Genomic DNA, 14,620 nt, shown 5'->3' on the forward strand with positions numbered 1-14,620 from the left:
CGCCCGGACCACGCAGGCTCGCCTCGTGCTCGCCTACGGCGGCGTGGTACGCCGAGACGACGGGTCCGCGCAGGTGCTCGGGCAGGTCCGTCCCGCGGACGCGCGCCATCGGATCGGGCCTTGGCCCCTCTGGGGGAACACCGTGCGTACTGGACGCCAGGTGCGCTGCGACCGCGCCGTCGACGTACCGGTCGGCCTCCTGCTGCCGCCAGTACCGGCGGTCTTCGTTCTCCAGCCGCTCGGTGTAGCGCCTGACCTGTGCGTCCTGGCCGTTCCGCAGCTGCTGGTGGATGACGTGGTCGGCGGAGTCGAAAACGAAGTTCGGCGTGACGTTCTCATGCTCGGACACCAGGTGCACGGGCGGGATCGGGTCGTGCCCCAGCGGCGTGGTGTCGTGCGACGGCGGGCCGTGTGACGTGGTGTCGTGTGAGGTGGTGTCGGGCGGCGGATTCTGCGACAGGGTGTCGTGCGGGGCCGGGGGAGCCTCGTGTTCGACGTCCGGGGGCGGCATGGACTCGGCCGGCCGGGTCACCGGGGGCGGAGGCGTGGAGGACGTGACCGGCGGCCGCTCCACGAGCGGTATCCCGTTCTCGTCCAGGAGCGGCGGGACGTTCTCGCGGATCAGCGGCCCGCCCTCCGTGCCCACCGCGGGCCGGGTCGTGGAGAGCGGGCCGGGAGGCGGGGTCATGCGCGGCGGGACCGGTGGCGGCTCCACGAGCGGTACACCGTTCTCGTCCACCAGCGGCGGGACCTCGGTGAACGAAGAATCGAGCGGTGGGGGGTTCCCGCGGAGCACCGCGGCCGGGTTCTCCAGGCCGGGGTCGGTGAACTGCCCGTCCTCCAACGTCTCCCGCGGCAGCGGTTCCGTGAGGTTCGGCCCGGTCCGCTGGGGGCCACCGCCCCGTGGCCCGTTGAGACCGGGGGGAGGCTGCCTCGGCGGCGGCGAGGCGATCGTCTTCTGCGGAGGGGACGTGTCGATGTTCCTGCTGCCGCCAGGGCCGTCGGGATCGTCACCCGGACGCCGGCCCGGCGGGTCGGCCAGCAGGTCGGGCTTGTCCAGCGTCCGGATGAGGTCCGGGTTGATGTCCAGCTTCGACATGCGGTACTTGATGCCGCCGAGCTTGGCGCCCCGCACGGCCGCGCCGAAGGCGATACCGCCGATACCGCCGCCGACGAACATCATCGGCAGGACCTGCCAGTGGCCGTCGATGAGCCCCTGGGTGAAGGTGCCGGCGATCGCGCCGCCGCCACCCATCTTGATGAAGTCGCCGCCGATGTTCGTCAGCTCGGTGAGGAACGGCTTTTCCAGGTTCTTGACGTTGTTGAGGATCACCTTGTCGAAGACGCCCCCGATCCCCCGGATTCCGAGGTCGGCGAGCGCGCCGCCGAGTGCGCCCTCGCCGACCCACTTCCAGTTGATGTGGGGACCCTGCGGGTCGCCGTCGATCGCGCTCGCGATCAGGCTCGCCGCCATCATCAACAACGCGCCGATGGCCGCCTGGATCGCCGTCGGCATGACGAACTTCACCAACGAGAGCAGCCCACGCATGATCGTCATGAGACCCAGACGCGTGGTCTCCTGGGCGATCGCCTCCTCACCGAGCGAGCCACCGCCGGTGAAGGCGGCCAGCGCCGCCATGATCGCGAGCTGCACCATCAGCGCGATGAGCATCGAGATGATCTGGACCTGGGCCTCCAGGAGGCTCCGGGACCATTCACCGACCTGCTCGCTCATGAGCTGGGCGGCCTGTCTGACCTGATCGATGTGGTTGACGCCGCCGTCGGCGCCGAGCAACGAGCCGAACGTCTGCTTGAACTGCTCGATGACCTCGTCGGGCAGTGCTCCGTTGATGCCGTTGACGGTCTCGTCGTAGTGCACCGGGAGCGTGCTCAGTTTGTGGTCGAGCGTGTCGAACGGCTCTTTGAGCCCATACACCCTCTGGGGAACGGCCTCGGGAGGCTCGGTCCCCATCAGGAACAGGAAGAGCTTGCGTTCGTCTTCGTCGAAGACAAGCCCTTCCGGTGCGTCACCCACGATCGTTCACCCCCGTTTACTTGCCGTGGAATCCGCCCTTCCCCGGCAAGCCCTCACCCTGGTGTGCGCCGACCTCGCTGATGGCGCCGATGACGTCCGTCTGGGCCTTGCCGACCTTCGCCTGCTGCGACCTGAGCATGACCGGAACCGAGTCGGTGACCTGGCCGAACGCCAGGACCCCGTCATGGATCTGAAGCCCCTGGTTGTAGAGCTGGCGCCCGGCTTCGCGACCGAACTCGTCATGGCCGAGGATCTCTCCGGCATTGCTCAGGCTGTCAAAGAACTCATCACCCCACCCGATGATCATCTCGCTCAGGCTGTCGATCTTCGCCACGGCCGCGTTGGCGCGGCCTGGGTCGGCCCGGAACTTCTCAGACATCGTTACCGTCCTCCACGATCTCGTCATGCAGTTTCGCGGCCGGGCGGCCGCGACGAGCCTCACGCGACGCGGCCGGCCGGCCGCCCCGTCCGCCGGCCTTCAGCGCCGACCCGAAGATCTGCTCCCAGTCGGGCGTGTATCCGGGCACGCCCCCCTCGCCCTGGCCGGCCGGGCTGATCGCCGAGAAGGTGTCGATCACCCGCCGGGCCATCACCGCCCGCCCTTTCCCCGCCGCCTCGACGATGGCGGCGGAGAGCTCTGCCGCCTCCATCGTCCGGTACTTCTCATCGAGGAACTTCACCCGCTTCAGCTCGCCCTGCGGGCCGACGGTCACCTCGACGGAGCGGTCCTTGGACCGTGCGGTCGTGGACGCCTCGCTCAGCTCGGCCCGCGCGCGGGCCACGGCGGCCTTGGTCGACTCGAGACGCTCGCGCGCCTCGGCCACACGAGCATCCAGCTCTTCGTTCAGATCCATCTCCGCTACTCTCTCCCTCGCACTAGGTGACAGCCGGGTACGTCATCCGATGACGGCGGGCGAGCCGCCCTCGTCGGTGCCCCAGACGTCCTCCTCCTCGGGCACCCATGTCTCGCGTTCCCGCTCGCCGCTCTCCGTCTGCTCGCGCTCGGAGCCTGCCGCGTACGGGTCGTATCCGCTGGCGGTGGACGTGCGCCGGCCCGCCGCGGTCTCCCTCTCGTACTCGATACCGCGACGGCTCCGGCGTCCGAGCGACCCACCATCCGTGGTGACGATGTCGTCGTCCTCATAGACCTGGCGGACGCGCTCGCCTCCGCCGCCCTTCTCGCCTCCGCCCATGCCGCCCATGCCGCCCATCGGCATCCCACCGCCGCCCATGGGCATACCGCCGGTCATCGGGGTGCCTGCCGGTGGCATTCCGCCGGTCGTGGTGCCGTCCATATAGGTGCCCGGCGGGAGGTAGTTCCCGGCCGGGCTGGCCGCGCTGGTGGGCATCTGCTGGCCGGCCGGCAGAACGGCCGAGCCCAGCGATCCGTCGAACGGCAGGTCGTGCAGTTCGGCCTCGTACGGGACGTGCGGCAGGGTGGAGCCCCCGCTGAGGTTCGTGGTGATCGTCCGCCCGTCCGGCTCGTGTGTGGTCGCCATGCCCGTCTTCGGGTTGACCGTGGTGGTGCTGCCGTCCGGGTAGTGCGTCGTGAGGGTCCCGTCGCTGTTGACCGTCGTGGTGCTGCCGTCGGGGTTCGTGAACGAGTGGCCGTTGGCCACGTGCTCGGTGCTGACATGCCCGTTCGGGAGGGTCGTCGTCTCCTGCCCCGTGTGCGGGTTGAATGTCGTCGAGCTGCCGTCGCTGTAGTCAGTGGTGACGGACCCGTCGGGGTTGACATGGGTCTGGCTGCCGATCTGGTTGTGCGCGAGGCTCTCAAGCTGGTGCTGGAACTGGTCCTGCTGCTGCTGGAGCTGCTGCTGGTACTGCTGCGCGCTGCCGCCGCCGCCCGAGACCTGTTCGTACTGCTTCTGCTGCTGCTCGTACTGCTTCTCCGCCTGGTCCTGCTGCTTCTGCTGGAGTTCCTGCTGCTGCTTCTGGTAGTCGGCCTGCGTCTGCTGCTGCTGCTTGTACTGCTGCTGGGCCAGCTCCTCCTGGTGTTTCTGCTGCTGCTCCTGCTTCTTCTCCTGCTCGTCCTGCTTCTTCTCTTGTTCGGCCTGCTGCTGCTCCTGCTTCTTCTCCTGCTCGTCCTGCTTCTTCTCTTGTTCGGCCTGCAGCTGCTCCTGCTTTTTCTCCTGCTCGGCCTGCAACTGCTCCTGCTTCTTCTCCTGTTCCTCCTGCTTCTTCTCCTGCTGTTTCTGCAAGGCCTGCTGCTGGGCCATCTGCTCCTGGTACTGCTGCTGGGCCTGCTCCTGTTGCTGCTTCTGCAGCGCCTCCTGCTTCTTCTCCTGTTCTTCCTGGTCCTTTCGCTGCTGCGCGTACTGGGCCTGGGCCTGCGCCTGCTGCTGGGCCTGCAGCGCCTCCTGCTTGTCCTCCTGCTCCTTCTGGTGCTGTTCCTGCTCCTCGCGCTCTTTCTCGGCCTTGTCCTCCTGCTCCTTCTGGTGCTGTTCCTGCTCCTCGCGTTCCTTCTCGGCCTTGTCCTCCATCTCCTTCTGGTGCGCGAGGTCCTCCGCGCGCTCCTTGTCGGCCTTGTCCTCCATCTCCTTCTGGTGCGCCGCCGCGGCCGCCGCGTCCGCGGCCGCCTTGTCCTCCATCTCCTTCTGGTGCGCCGCCGCGGCCGCGGCGTCCGCATCCGCCTTGTCCTGTGCGGCGGCGGCCTTGTCCATCTGGTAGTCGGACTGGAGGCTGATGCTCGGAGTGGTCAGCTTCTGGATTATCTTGCTGACGTCGACCCAGGAATTGTGCACGTCGACCAGCGCTTGGTGTCCGGCCTTCCCCAGATTGTCGTCCACACCCTTCTGCCAGCGCTTGACCGCCTCGGCCCCGATGGCATGCCAGGTGTCCATACTGTTCATGTCGCCGTAGACATTGCCGTTTTTGTCGTGGGCGCTGGTGCGGAACCCGTCGTACTCCACCTCGTTTTCGGTGTAACTGCCACCTTCGGTGTAATACCAATGAGTGCGGACCTTCGTAATGTTGTTGTACCAAAGGTCATCTGTCACTTCGAGTAGGACGTCGTGCAGCACGCGCAGCGGATTACTGAAGAACCCCAGCGACCATGTATTCCATGTCGAGTGCAGCCGCGACAACGCGTTGTAGATGTCCAACCTCACCTGCCGCAGCTCATCCCCCACCTTGGAGGCGCCGTTCACGGTCGGCAGTGTGTCGGTGTAGCCCTGGTACATCACACCGAGCTGGTGGACGATGTCCCAGAAGACACCGGCCGCCTGGCCCCGCCACGCCGCGGTCTCTTCGTTGCCGAGTTCGTCCTCCCAGCCCTGGATCGTCGCCCTGCTGGTGTGGAAGAACTGCGCCACCCGGTCGAACGCCTTGGCGACACGGTCGAACCCCGTGAGGTCGATGGCGTTGTCATCCCCGACCTGCTTGTCGTTCCAGTTGAACCGCCACGTGGAGTACGGATCGTTCAGGAGCGCGTTCAGGGCCATGCCGCCGCCGAAGCTGTACCGGGCCAGCGGCCGGGAGTCCCAGCCGCCGAAGTTGTCACCCATGAGTTTGCTGCCGTGCTCGGTGAACGTCGCCCCCATGTTGACCCCGCCGTTCGGACCGTACTCCTCGTTGACGCCGGTGGTCCCCAGGAGCGTGATGCGGGCCCTGCGCATCGTCACGATCGAGCCGACGCCCGTGTCGCCGCTGTAGAATGGCACGACGAAGTCGGTGTTCTGGACGCGCCAGCCCGAGTTCTGCATACGCCATTGGCCCAGGTCGTTGATGGCCGCCAGCTCCGCGTCCTCCGGCTCTACGTCATAGTCGTCGATCTCCAGCTTCATCAGCGGAATCTTGTTGTTGCCCAGGAGGCTGGGGTCGAACAGTTTGTCCCGCGCCTCAGGCTCGTAGCCGGTGAGCTTGGATACGGCGTCCCACCAGTCGTCGCCAGACGCGTTCGATCCGTCATCCATATCGCGCTCCAGGAAAAATGCTGATGAGCTGGGGGCCAAGGGCTACTTGAGGGTCAACTGCTGGAGTTGGGGCCTTGGAAATCTCCGGGGACCGTGCCCAGGCCGTCCAGGAAGATCTTTCCGTCGATCTTTTCCAGTGAGTCGTGCTGGCCGTTCATGAGCTTGGTGATCGTGTTGTTCAGATTCGTATGCAGATCACCGAAGAGCTTGACCTGCTTGACGAACACGTCTGAGATGGACTGCGCGGAATCGGTGATCTTGCCGATGAGGATGGTGCCGCCCGAGCCTTTGTCGCTCCTGAGGTGGCCGATCGGCAACGGCGCCTGGAACTGGTAAATATCCCTGTCGGCGCTGTTGACGTGCCCCGTCCCCAAGAGGCTGTCCATCGTCACACCGAATTCGTCGTCGTCGTCCGCGACGTGCTTCAGGCCCTTTTCGAAGGGGGCGATCTGGTTGTCCACGAAACCCTGCAGCCCGGCCTTGTCCATCTTCAGCGGCTCTGCCATTGGTTCACGCTCCTTGGCTTGGTCTGCGCCGGCACGCTCGCGTGCGCTCGCCGGTCATAGTGGTCAGCAAGGCTTCGGACCTCCGGCCGCCGAGGTCGGAGGCGGCCGGAGGTCCGAAGATCAACCGATGCGCACCTCGGACCACATCTGGCTGAGGTTGTTCTCGTTGTACTTGTAGCTGCCGGAGATGTCGTCCAGAAGCTGCGAGTGGCTGGTGAGCATGTCTTCCATCGACTTGATCGCGGCGTCCCAGGCCTGCTGCTTCTTGTCGTAGGTCTGCGCGTCGTCACCGACCCAGGTCTTCTTGAGCTCGGAGAGCTCCATCTCCATGTTGGAGATCGTCTGAGCGATGGCCTTGGTCTGGGAGACCAGGTCGTCGGCCGCGTTGTTCATGTGCGAGTAGTCGACGTAGATGTAGCCGTCGGTGAAGTCCTCGCTCATCGGTGTCCTCGTTTCTCGTCAGCGGAAGGAAAGGGGAGGCCGCGCTCAGCCGTGCAGGGCGTCGAAGACGGACTGCGACTGGTTGTACGCCTGGTTGATCTGGTCGTTGCTCGAACCCTGCTGCTGGTGCTGCGAGGCGAGGGTCTGGTTGAGCTTGTCGACCATGTCCCGCAGGTTGCCGAGGATGACGTCGCACTGCTGTTCCCAGTTGTTGACGAGGTCGCCGAACTTCCCGCCATCCGAGCCCTTGTAGCCGGAGGCGAGGTTGTAGCGCGTCGACTCGACGTCCTGCCTGATCTTGGTGATGCCGCTGAAAGCCTGTTCGAGGGCGTTGACACCGTTCTTGGTCGCCGATACTTGCGACTGTTGCATTCCGCTGCCTGCCACCGTTCGCCTTCCTCTCTGGTTCGGTGCACGGGAACGGGGGCAGGACGGTGAACGCTCATCCGGCCGGCGCGTCCCACCATCCGATTCGTCGCCCCACGCTCTCCACTTTCTTTATCGGGTGTGACTTGTCGTGAACTTGTCACCGCCTTGTCCGGTGCCTCCGCACGCCTCCGTCGCCGCCGATGAGGTTGCCGACGTCGCGGCCGCCCCGCTCAGCTCCGGGCCGGTCGGCACCATCGCGAGCAGCGGTGACGGCAGCGCCACCGCCTCACCTGCCGAGTAGCCGAGCGCCGCGAGGTCGTCGGCGCTCGGCACGCGGTACTTGGTGCCCACGTCGGTCACGAGGTAGGTGGCGCCGCCGCCCGAATTGCCGTCCGCCGCCAGCACCCGTACGAGGGCGCCGCCGCCCGGCGCCACGGTGATCCGTTCCACCGGCACGCAGGCGGTCGCGGTGGCGGCCTGGGCGAGCATGCCGAGCGTGGCGCGGTTCGTCAGCGCCACGCTCACCCGGGGCCCCGCGCCGCTCGGCGCGATCCGTACGCAGGCGTCCTGGTCCGTCGCGCGCTCCACCAGCCGGGGTGGCGTCTCCGGCAGCGCGCCCGCGGCCGACGTCGCCGGGTCCGCCGGGGCGAGGTGGGCGTTCAGCACGTCGGGCGGCAAGGGGGCCGCGGTCGCGGTCTGGCCCCGGTACGCCAGGCGGCGGACCTCCGGATCGCCCAGCAGCAGGCCGGCGGCCGTGGCGCTGACCTCGGCCAGACCGCTCTGGCGAAGCTGGTAGTAGCGCGGGTCGGAGCCGATCACACCGACGCGGAACACCTGCCCGACGCGGGTCGCGTGCCCGTCGAGAGCCGGTCCGGCGGTGCCCATGCCGGGCACCATCGGCGCTGTCAGGTCCGGTCCGGCCGGCAGCGCGTCGAGGAACGCCGCCGAGACGGGCACCGCGATCCGCCCCGCGTAGCCGAGCGCGGACATCGCGCCGCCCTTCTGGTTCACCCGCAGCCGGCTGCCCTGCCACACGAGGTACACCGTGGAGTCGGGCGCGGTGACCAGCATCCCCTCGCCCGTGGTCAACGGGGCGTCGCCCGCGGTGCTCGCGCCCACGGCGAGCGTGGTGACCGGCGCGGGCGTCCCCGTGCCGGCGGTGCCGGAGCACACCGCCCAGGGGTTCCGGCTGAGGTCCCCCGGCGCCGGCAGCGAGTCCGGCGCGCCGACGATGCCGACCGGCTGCCCGTGCGGCGCACCGGCCAGTGACTTCGTGCGCACCTTCTTCGTCTTCATCTGGGCGCCGCCGATCAGGCGCGCCGACGCGTAGTTGCGGACCGGACGCAGCCGGCCGCCCACATAGAGATAGGCGGCACCGGTGTCCTGGTTGACGATCAGACTCTGGGAGTCACGCCAGCTGTTGGACTTGCCCGGGGAGATCAACCCCCAGACGAACGCCGCGGCGCACAGCAGCACGGCGACGACGATCCCGGCTGCCGTGCCGCGGTTCGTCCGGCCCTGCGGGCTCTCGGGCGCGTCCGGGTCGGCGCGCAGCATCCCGGATGTGATCCGGCCCATGACGAAAAGGTGGGCCTGGACCTGGTCGCGGCGGGACTGCATCGTCTCCTGCCCGTCCTCTCCTGTACCCGGTCAGCCGATGGCCCGTAGCTCGCCGTACACGCCGAGGACCCAGAGGACCAGCGGCAGCAGGCTGATCGCCACGAGGCTGTGCAGGAGCTCCGCGGCCCGGCCCCAGTACGGCACGAGCCGGCGGCCCGGCACGATCCATCCGGCGATAATGAACGCCGCGCCGGCCGATGCCACGCCGACGGCCGGCAGTATCCGGCCGGACGGCTCGGTCCCGGCCACCTCGACGGTGATCATCGCGATGGCGCCCCAGACCCCCGGAGCGACGAGGGACAGGCGCTGCCAGACGTTGCCCATGTCCCGGCTGTGCAACACCAGGAGCACGGACAGCGCCGCCGCCAGCAGGAGCTGGCTGAGGCTGTCGTTGTGAGCCAGAGCCGTGACGCAGAGGGCGCAGGTCAGGCCGACCGTCGCGTACATGGCGGTCATCCAGATGTCGGCGAGGATCGCACGGGCGGCCACGGCCGCCGGCGAGCGAGGTTCGATGCCCTCCTGGAGTTGTTCGGCGTTGGTCGGCAGCGGCGGTGTCCGCAACCCCGACAGCCGGAACGACAGAGACGGCACGAACGCGCCGAAGACGACCGCCGCCAGTGCGACGATGCCGGCCGCGTGCTCGGGCGGCATTCCCCCGACCATCAACAGGACACCGCCGAGCGCGCCCGCCACCGAGAACACGGTCGCGCCGACGAAGAACGCCGTGTAGGAGGCCACCACGGCCAGCGCGAGCACCGAGCCGCCCGCCTCCGCCGCGGACGCGGCCAGCAGCCGGGCGCCGAACGTCTGGTAGTGGTCCGGGCCGCTCAGCGCACCACCAGGCAGCAGCCAGCCGGCCAGCACGAGGTAGGGGCCGGCCATCGCGCCCAGGAGAGCGGCCGAGGCGGCGTCGCCGACGGCGCGGCTCGCGGCGGCGGCGCCCGCCAGCAGGAGCAGCGCGAACGCGCCCGCCGCGATCTCTCGCTGCGCGGCCGGGCCGCCCGGCAGGGCGATGATGACGAGCGCGCCGATGAGGGCCACCAGCGTCAGCCCGCGCAGCACCCGCCGGCTCGCCAGCGGGCTCCAGCCGTGCGGGCTCTCCTTCATGGTGGTCGAGATGCCGTGGACGATGTCGTCCAGCCGCACCTCGGGCAGTGCCTCGGTACGTGGCCGCAGGTAGACCGTGTCTCCGTCGCGCAGGCCGAGCGACTCCAGGCTGGCCTCGTGGTCGAGCGGCGCGCCGCCCAGCCGCTGGAGCACCCAGCCCTCGTGTTCGAGGCCGGCCTCGCCGAGGTCGTCACCTCCGTAACCGAGTACGGCGGGAAGCAGGTCGGCGACCGGGACGTCGGCGGGGACGGCGAGGTCGATGACCTTGGTGGGCGCGCGTACCGTCAGCCGACACAGTCCCGTCATCGTGCCGCCGCTCACGAGCCCTCCCCCATCGCGGAAGTGCCCAGGGCGCGGGGCTGTTCGATTCGCTCACTGCGTTCGCTCATGAGGCGTGCTCGTCTTTCCGCGGGCTCCACCCGCCTTCGCCGGGCGGAGGGACGTGAAGGTCGGCGTGTTCTGTTGTTCGGTTCGGTCTCGTCAGTAGCTCTCCGCTCAGGCATACGTACGCGGATCACTTCCGGTTCATACGAGTTTGGAAGGTCCGGTCGCCGGGCGGCCGCTGTACGATCGTGCCAACGCGTCTTCTCGCTCTCCTCGGCCGCTCTCCGCACACCGCCGACCCTCGTCCGCCGGTGCCGTGCCGTACACGCCAGGAGGCCGTCGTTGAGTTTCGTGCTTTTCCGCAGGCCGGTGCGCCGACGCGCTCCGGAGATGCCCGACGGAGAGATCAACCTCCAGGAGCCGCCCACGCTCCCGGAGACCGTGCCCGACTCGTCCGCCGTGTGGACGTACCTGCCGATGGCACTGATGTCCGGCGCCATGATGATGATGTACATGACGCGCGGCGGGGGCGCGGCCAATGGCTTCATGCCGATCGCGATGGTCATGATGGTCGGCGCCGCCGGTGCCATGCTGCTGGGCAACACCATGCGCCGCGGCGGCGAACGCAAGCAGAAGCTGAAGGGCGCGCGCCGCGACTACCTGCGCTACCTCACCCAGACCCGCCGCAAGGTCCGCAAGGCGGTGAGCGACCAGCAGAAGTCCCTGGCCTGGCGGCACCCGGCACCGCAGACGCTGTGGTCCATGGTCGGCACCACCCGGATGTGGGAGCGCCGCCCGACGGACCCGGACTTCGCCGAGGCGCGGCTCGCGATCGGTGAGCAGAAGCTGGGGCTGCGGCTGTCGCCGATGTCCACCAAGCCGGTCGAGGACCTCGAACCCCTCACCGCGCACGCGCTGCGCAGCTTCATCCGCGCGTACGCCACTGTGCCCGAGCAGCCCACGGCCGTCTACCTGCGCTCCTGGGCCCGGCTGCTGATACGCGGGGACGAACAGCCCGTCCGCGCGATGGTGCGGGCGATGATCGCCCAGCTCGCCGTCTTCCACTGCCCGGAGGACCTGTGGCTCGCGCTGTGCGTCGCACCCGACCGCCGCGAAGAGTGGGAGTGGGTCAAGTGGCTGCCGCACAACCTGAACCCGCACGACAGCGACGGCGCCGGGCCGGTCCGCATGGTCGCGACCGACTTCCCGGAGCTCGAGGGAATGCTCGGCGCGGAGTTCTGGGAGCGCCCGCAGTACGACCCGGAGGCGCAGACCGGCCGCGAGGAGCCCTACACCCTCATCGTGGTGGACGGCGCCACCATTCCGTCCGGTCATGCGCTGGACGGCCCGGGGATGCGCAACGCCACCGTCATCGACCTGAGCGGGGCGCTGACCTGGCGGCCCGGCCGTACGACCCTGCGCCTCACCATCGGGGACGGCGAACTCGGGCTGGTGCGCACCGACCGCGACCGCAAGGAGCAGATAACCTTGCTCGGGCGGCCTGACGAGCTGGGCGTGCGGGGCGCGGCCGCGCTGGCCAAACGGCTCGCGCCGTACCGGCTGGGCGTCGGCGGCGAGAGCACCGAGCCTCTGTCGTCCACCATCGACCTGGCCACGCTGCTGGGCATCTCCGACCTGCATCGGCACGACCCGGCCACGCTGTGGCGCAGGCGCACCCCCACCGACCGGCTGCGGGTGCCGATCGCGGTCGGCGTCGACGGCACACCGGTGGAGTTGGACATCAAGGAGTCGGCGCAAGGCGGCACCGGACCGCACGGCATGCTGATCGGTGCCACCGGCTCGGGCAAGAGCGAGCTGCTGCGCACGCTCGTGCTGGCGATGGCGCTGACCAACTCCTCCGAGACGCTCAACTTCGTCCTGGTCGACTTCAAGGGCGGCGCGACCTTCCTCGGCCTGGACGAGCTGCCGCACGTCTCCGCGGTGATCACCAACCTGGCCGACGAGGCGTCCCTGGTCTCCCGCATGCGCGACGCGCTGCACGGCGAGCTGATGCGGCGTCAGGAGCTGCTGCGCGCCGCGGGCAACTACGTCTCCGTGCTGGAGTACGAGAAGGCACGCGCCTCCGGCACACCGCTGGAGCCTCTGCCGAGCCTGTTCGTCGTGGTGGACGAGTTCAGCGAGCTGCTCGCCGCCCACCGCGACTTCATGGAGCTGTTCGTCATGATCGGCCGCCTCGGCCGCAGCCTCGGTGTCCACCTGCTGCTCGCCTCGCAACGGCTGGACGAGGGCCGGATGCACCAGTTGGAGAGCCACCTGTCGTACCGGATCGGCCTGCGGACCTTCTCGGCCATGGAAAGTCGTGGCGTGCTCGGCGTACCGGACGCCCACACGCTGCCGCCACAGCCCGGCAGCGGCTTCCTCAAGACCGGCGTCGAGGCGCTGACGAGGTTCCGCGCGGCCTACTCCTCCGGCTCGTACCGGGCGCGTGGCAGGGCCGACCAGGAACGGGTCGCGAGCCAGGTCGTGCCGTGGTCCGCGTCACGGGTGGCGCCGGTCGAGCCGCTCGAGCCCGTGGAGATCGAGGAGGAGCCCGAGGAGACCGGCGAGACGCTGTTGTCGGTCGCGGTCGACCGGATGCGCCACGCCGGGCCGCCGGCCCACCAGGTGTGGCTGCCGCCCCTGGACCTGCCGCCGACGCTCGACCAGATCCTCCCACCGCTCGAACCCGATGACGCGCTCGGCCTGACGACCGTGGAGTCGGACCTGCGCGGTGCGCTGACGATACCGGTGGGCATCGTCGACCGGCCGTTCGAGCAGATCCGCGATCTGCTGGTCATCGACGTGTCCGGGGCCGGCGGGCACGTCGCCATCGCCGGTGGCCCGCAGAGTGGCAAGAGCACGCTCCTCCGGACCATAATCGCCGCGCTGGCGCTCACCCACACCCCGCGTGAGGTGCAGTTCTACTGCCTCGACTTCGGCGGCGGCTCACTGGTCGGGCTCGCCGGCCTGCCACACGTCGCCGGCATCGCCGCGCGCATGGACCCCGAACGCGTCGGCCGGACGATCGCCGAGGTCACCGCTCTGCTCGCCGACCGCGAACAGTTCTTCCTCACCTACGGCATCGACTCCATGCCCACCTACCGGCGGCGCCGGGCGGCCGGGGAGTTCGCCGACCAGCCCCACGGCGACGTCTTCCTGGTGGTGGACGGATGGTCGACTCTGCGTCAGGACTTCGACCGGTACATTCCGACGTTCAACGCGATCGCCGCTCGTGGCCTCAACTACGGGATCCACCTCATCGTCACCACCGCTCGCTGGGTGGAGGTGACGGCGGCCGTACGCGACCAGGCCGCGACGCACCTGGAGCTGCGGATGGGCGATCCGATGGACTCGGAGATCAACGCCCGCAGCGCGGCCTCCGTCCCGCGCAACCCCGGACGCGGCATCACCCGCGACAGCAAGCTGCACTACCTCACCGCGCTGCCGCGCATCGACTCGGTGGAGAGCGCCGGCGACCTCGCCGACGGGATCGCCGGGCTGGTCGCGGCGGTGGCCGAGAGCTGGACGGGTCCGCCCGCGCCGCCGGTGCGCATGCTGCCGGCCACGCTCCACGTACGCGACCTGCCCGCACCCGACGGCGACCTCCGCGTGCCTCTCGGACTGGAGGAGGAGCGGCTCTCCACGGTGTGGCACGACTTCGGCGAGAACCCCCACATGGTCATGGTGGGCGACACCGAGTGCGGCAAGACGAACCTGCTGCGGCTCGTCGCCAAGGCCATCACCTCGCGCTACACGCCCGAGGAGGCGCGCATCATGGTGGTGGACTACCGCCGTGAGCTGGTCGAGGCGATTCCCGACGAGTATCGGCTCGGGCACGCCGTCGCGATAGACGCGCTACGGGACCTCGTGGACGGCGCCGGGCGGGCGATCCAGGCCCGCGTGCCCGGACCCGACATCGCGCCGGCCCGGATGCGGTTGTGCGACTGGTGGAGCGGCCCACGCCTGTTCATCCTGGTCGACGACTACGACATGATCGGCGCGGGTCCGATGCAGCACCCGTTCGACCCGCTCCTGCCGCATCTGGCGCTCGGGTACGAGGTCGGGCTGCACATGGTCGTGGCCCGGTCCGCCTCCGGCGCCGGACGCGGCCTGAACGAGATCCTGATGCGACGGCTCCAGGAGGTCAACACGCCGGCCCTGCTGATGTCCTGCCCGCCGGACGAGGGTTTCCTGTTCGGCAACGTCAAGGGCCGCATCCTGCCGCCCGGTCGGGCACTGCGGATCGCCCGGCGCAGGACGGTGCAGATGCAGACGGCGCTGCTGGACTGAGCCGTGTACGGCGG

General features: G+C 69.1%; 10 protein-coding genes (1 of these 10 only partly in view). 1 reads left to right on the top strand and 9 read right to left on the bottom strand.

The features are described from left to right. The 9 genes from FB559_RS13375 to eccD form a co-directional block, all read right to left on the bottom strand. Positions 1-2,035, bottom strand: the start of a protein-coding gene (locus tag FB559_RS13375; RefSeq protein WP_141955915.1) for a toxin glutamine deamidase domain-containing protein. The gene continues 44,288 nt to the left of window position 1, outside the view; 2,035 of the gene's 46,323 nt are visible here — the first part of the coding sequence; the start codon lies at positions 2,033-2,035; its stop codon lies off the left edge, out of view. A 16-nt stretch (positions 2,036-2,051) separates the two neighbouring features. Then, the gene (locus tag FB559_RS13380) at positions 2,052-2,369 is read right to left on the bottom strand and encodes a hypothetical protein (protein ID WP_221640007.1); all 318 of its coding nucleotides are present in this window, start codon (positions 2,367-2,369) and stop codon (positions 2,052-2,054) included. A gap of 37 nt (positions 2,370-2,406) precedes the next feature. After that, positions 2,407-2,889: a YbaB/EbfC family nucleoid-associated protein gene (locus FB559_RS13385; protein WP_141955917.1), complete on the bottom strand. Its 483-nt coding sequence runs from the start codon at positions 2,887-2,889 to the stop codon at positions 2,407-2,409. A 42-nt stretch (positions 2,890-2,931) separates the two neighbouring features. After that, a complete protein-coding gene (locus FB559_RS43825) occupies positions 2,932-5,949 on the bottom strand; it encodes an AAWKG family protein (protein WP_185792184.1) in 3,018 nt (1,005 codons plus the stop codon). 53 nt (positions 5,950-6,002) lie between these two features. Next, positions 6,003-6,455, bottom strand: a complete 453-nt coding sequence (locus FB559_RS13395; protein ID WP_141955918.1) for a type VII secretion system-associated protein — start codon at positions 6,453-6,455, stop codon at positions 6,003-6,005. Between the two features lie 120 nt (positions 6,456-6,575). Continuing rightward, complete coding sequence (locus FB559_RS13400) at positions 6,576-6,896, bottom strand: WXG100 family type VII secretion target (RefSeq protein ID WP_141955919.1); 321 nt, start codon at positions 6,894-6,896, stop codon at positions 6,576-6,578. 45 nt (positions 6,897-6,941) lie between these two features. Then, positions 6,942-7,283, bottom strand: coding sequence for a hypothetical protein (locus FB559_RS13405; RefSeq protein WP_141955920.1), 342 nt, complete (start codon positions 7,281-7,283; stop codon positions 6,942-6,944). Positions 7,284-7,394: 111 nt separating this feature from the next. Further along, positions 7,395-8,885: a type VII secretion protein EccB gene (gene eccB, locus FB559_RS13410; RefSeq protein ID WP_141955921.1), complete on the bottom strand. Its 1,491-nt coding sequence runs from the start codon at positions 8,883-8,885 to the stop codon at positions 7,395-7,397. 30 nt (positions 8,886-8,915) lie between these two features. Further along, on the bottom strand, positions 8,916-10,313 hold the full coding sequence (gene eccD / locus FB559_RS13415) for a type VII secretion integral membrane protein EccD (protein ID WP_141955922.1): 1,398 nt from the start codon (positions 10,311-10,313) through the stop codon (positions 8,916-8,918). 345 nt (positions 10,314-10,658) lie between these two features. Between eccD and eccCa the strand changes: the two genes are divergently transcribed. Continuing rightward, the gene (gene eccCa / locus FB559_RS13420; protein WP_221640008.1) at positions 10,659-14,606 is read left to right on the top strand and encodes a type VII secretion protein EccCa; all 3,948 of its coding nucleotides are present in this window, start codon (positions 10,659-10,661) and stop codon (positions 14,604-14,606) included. Positions 14,607-14,620: the final 14 nt, after the last annotated feature.

Source organism: Actinoallomurus bryophytorum, from assembly GCF_006716425.1.
GTDB lineage: Bacteria > Actinomycetota > Actinomycetes > Streptosporangiales > Streptosporangiaceae > Actinoallomurus > Actinoallomurus bryophytorum.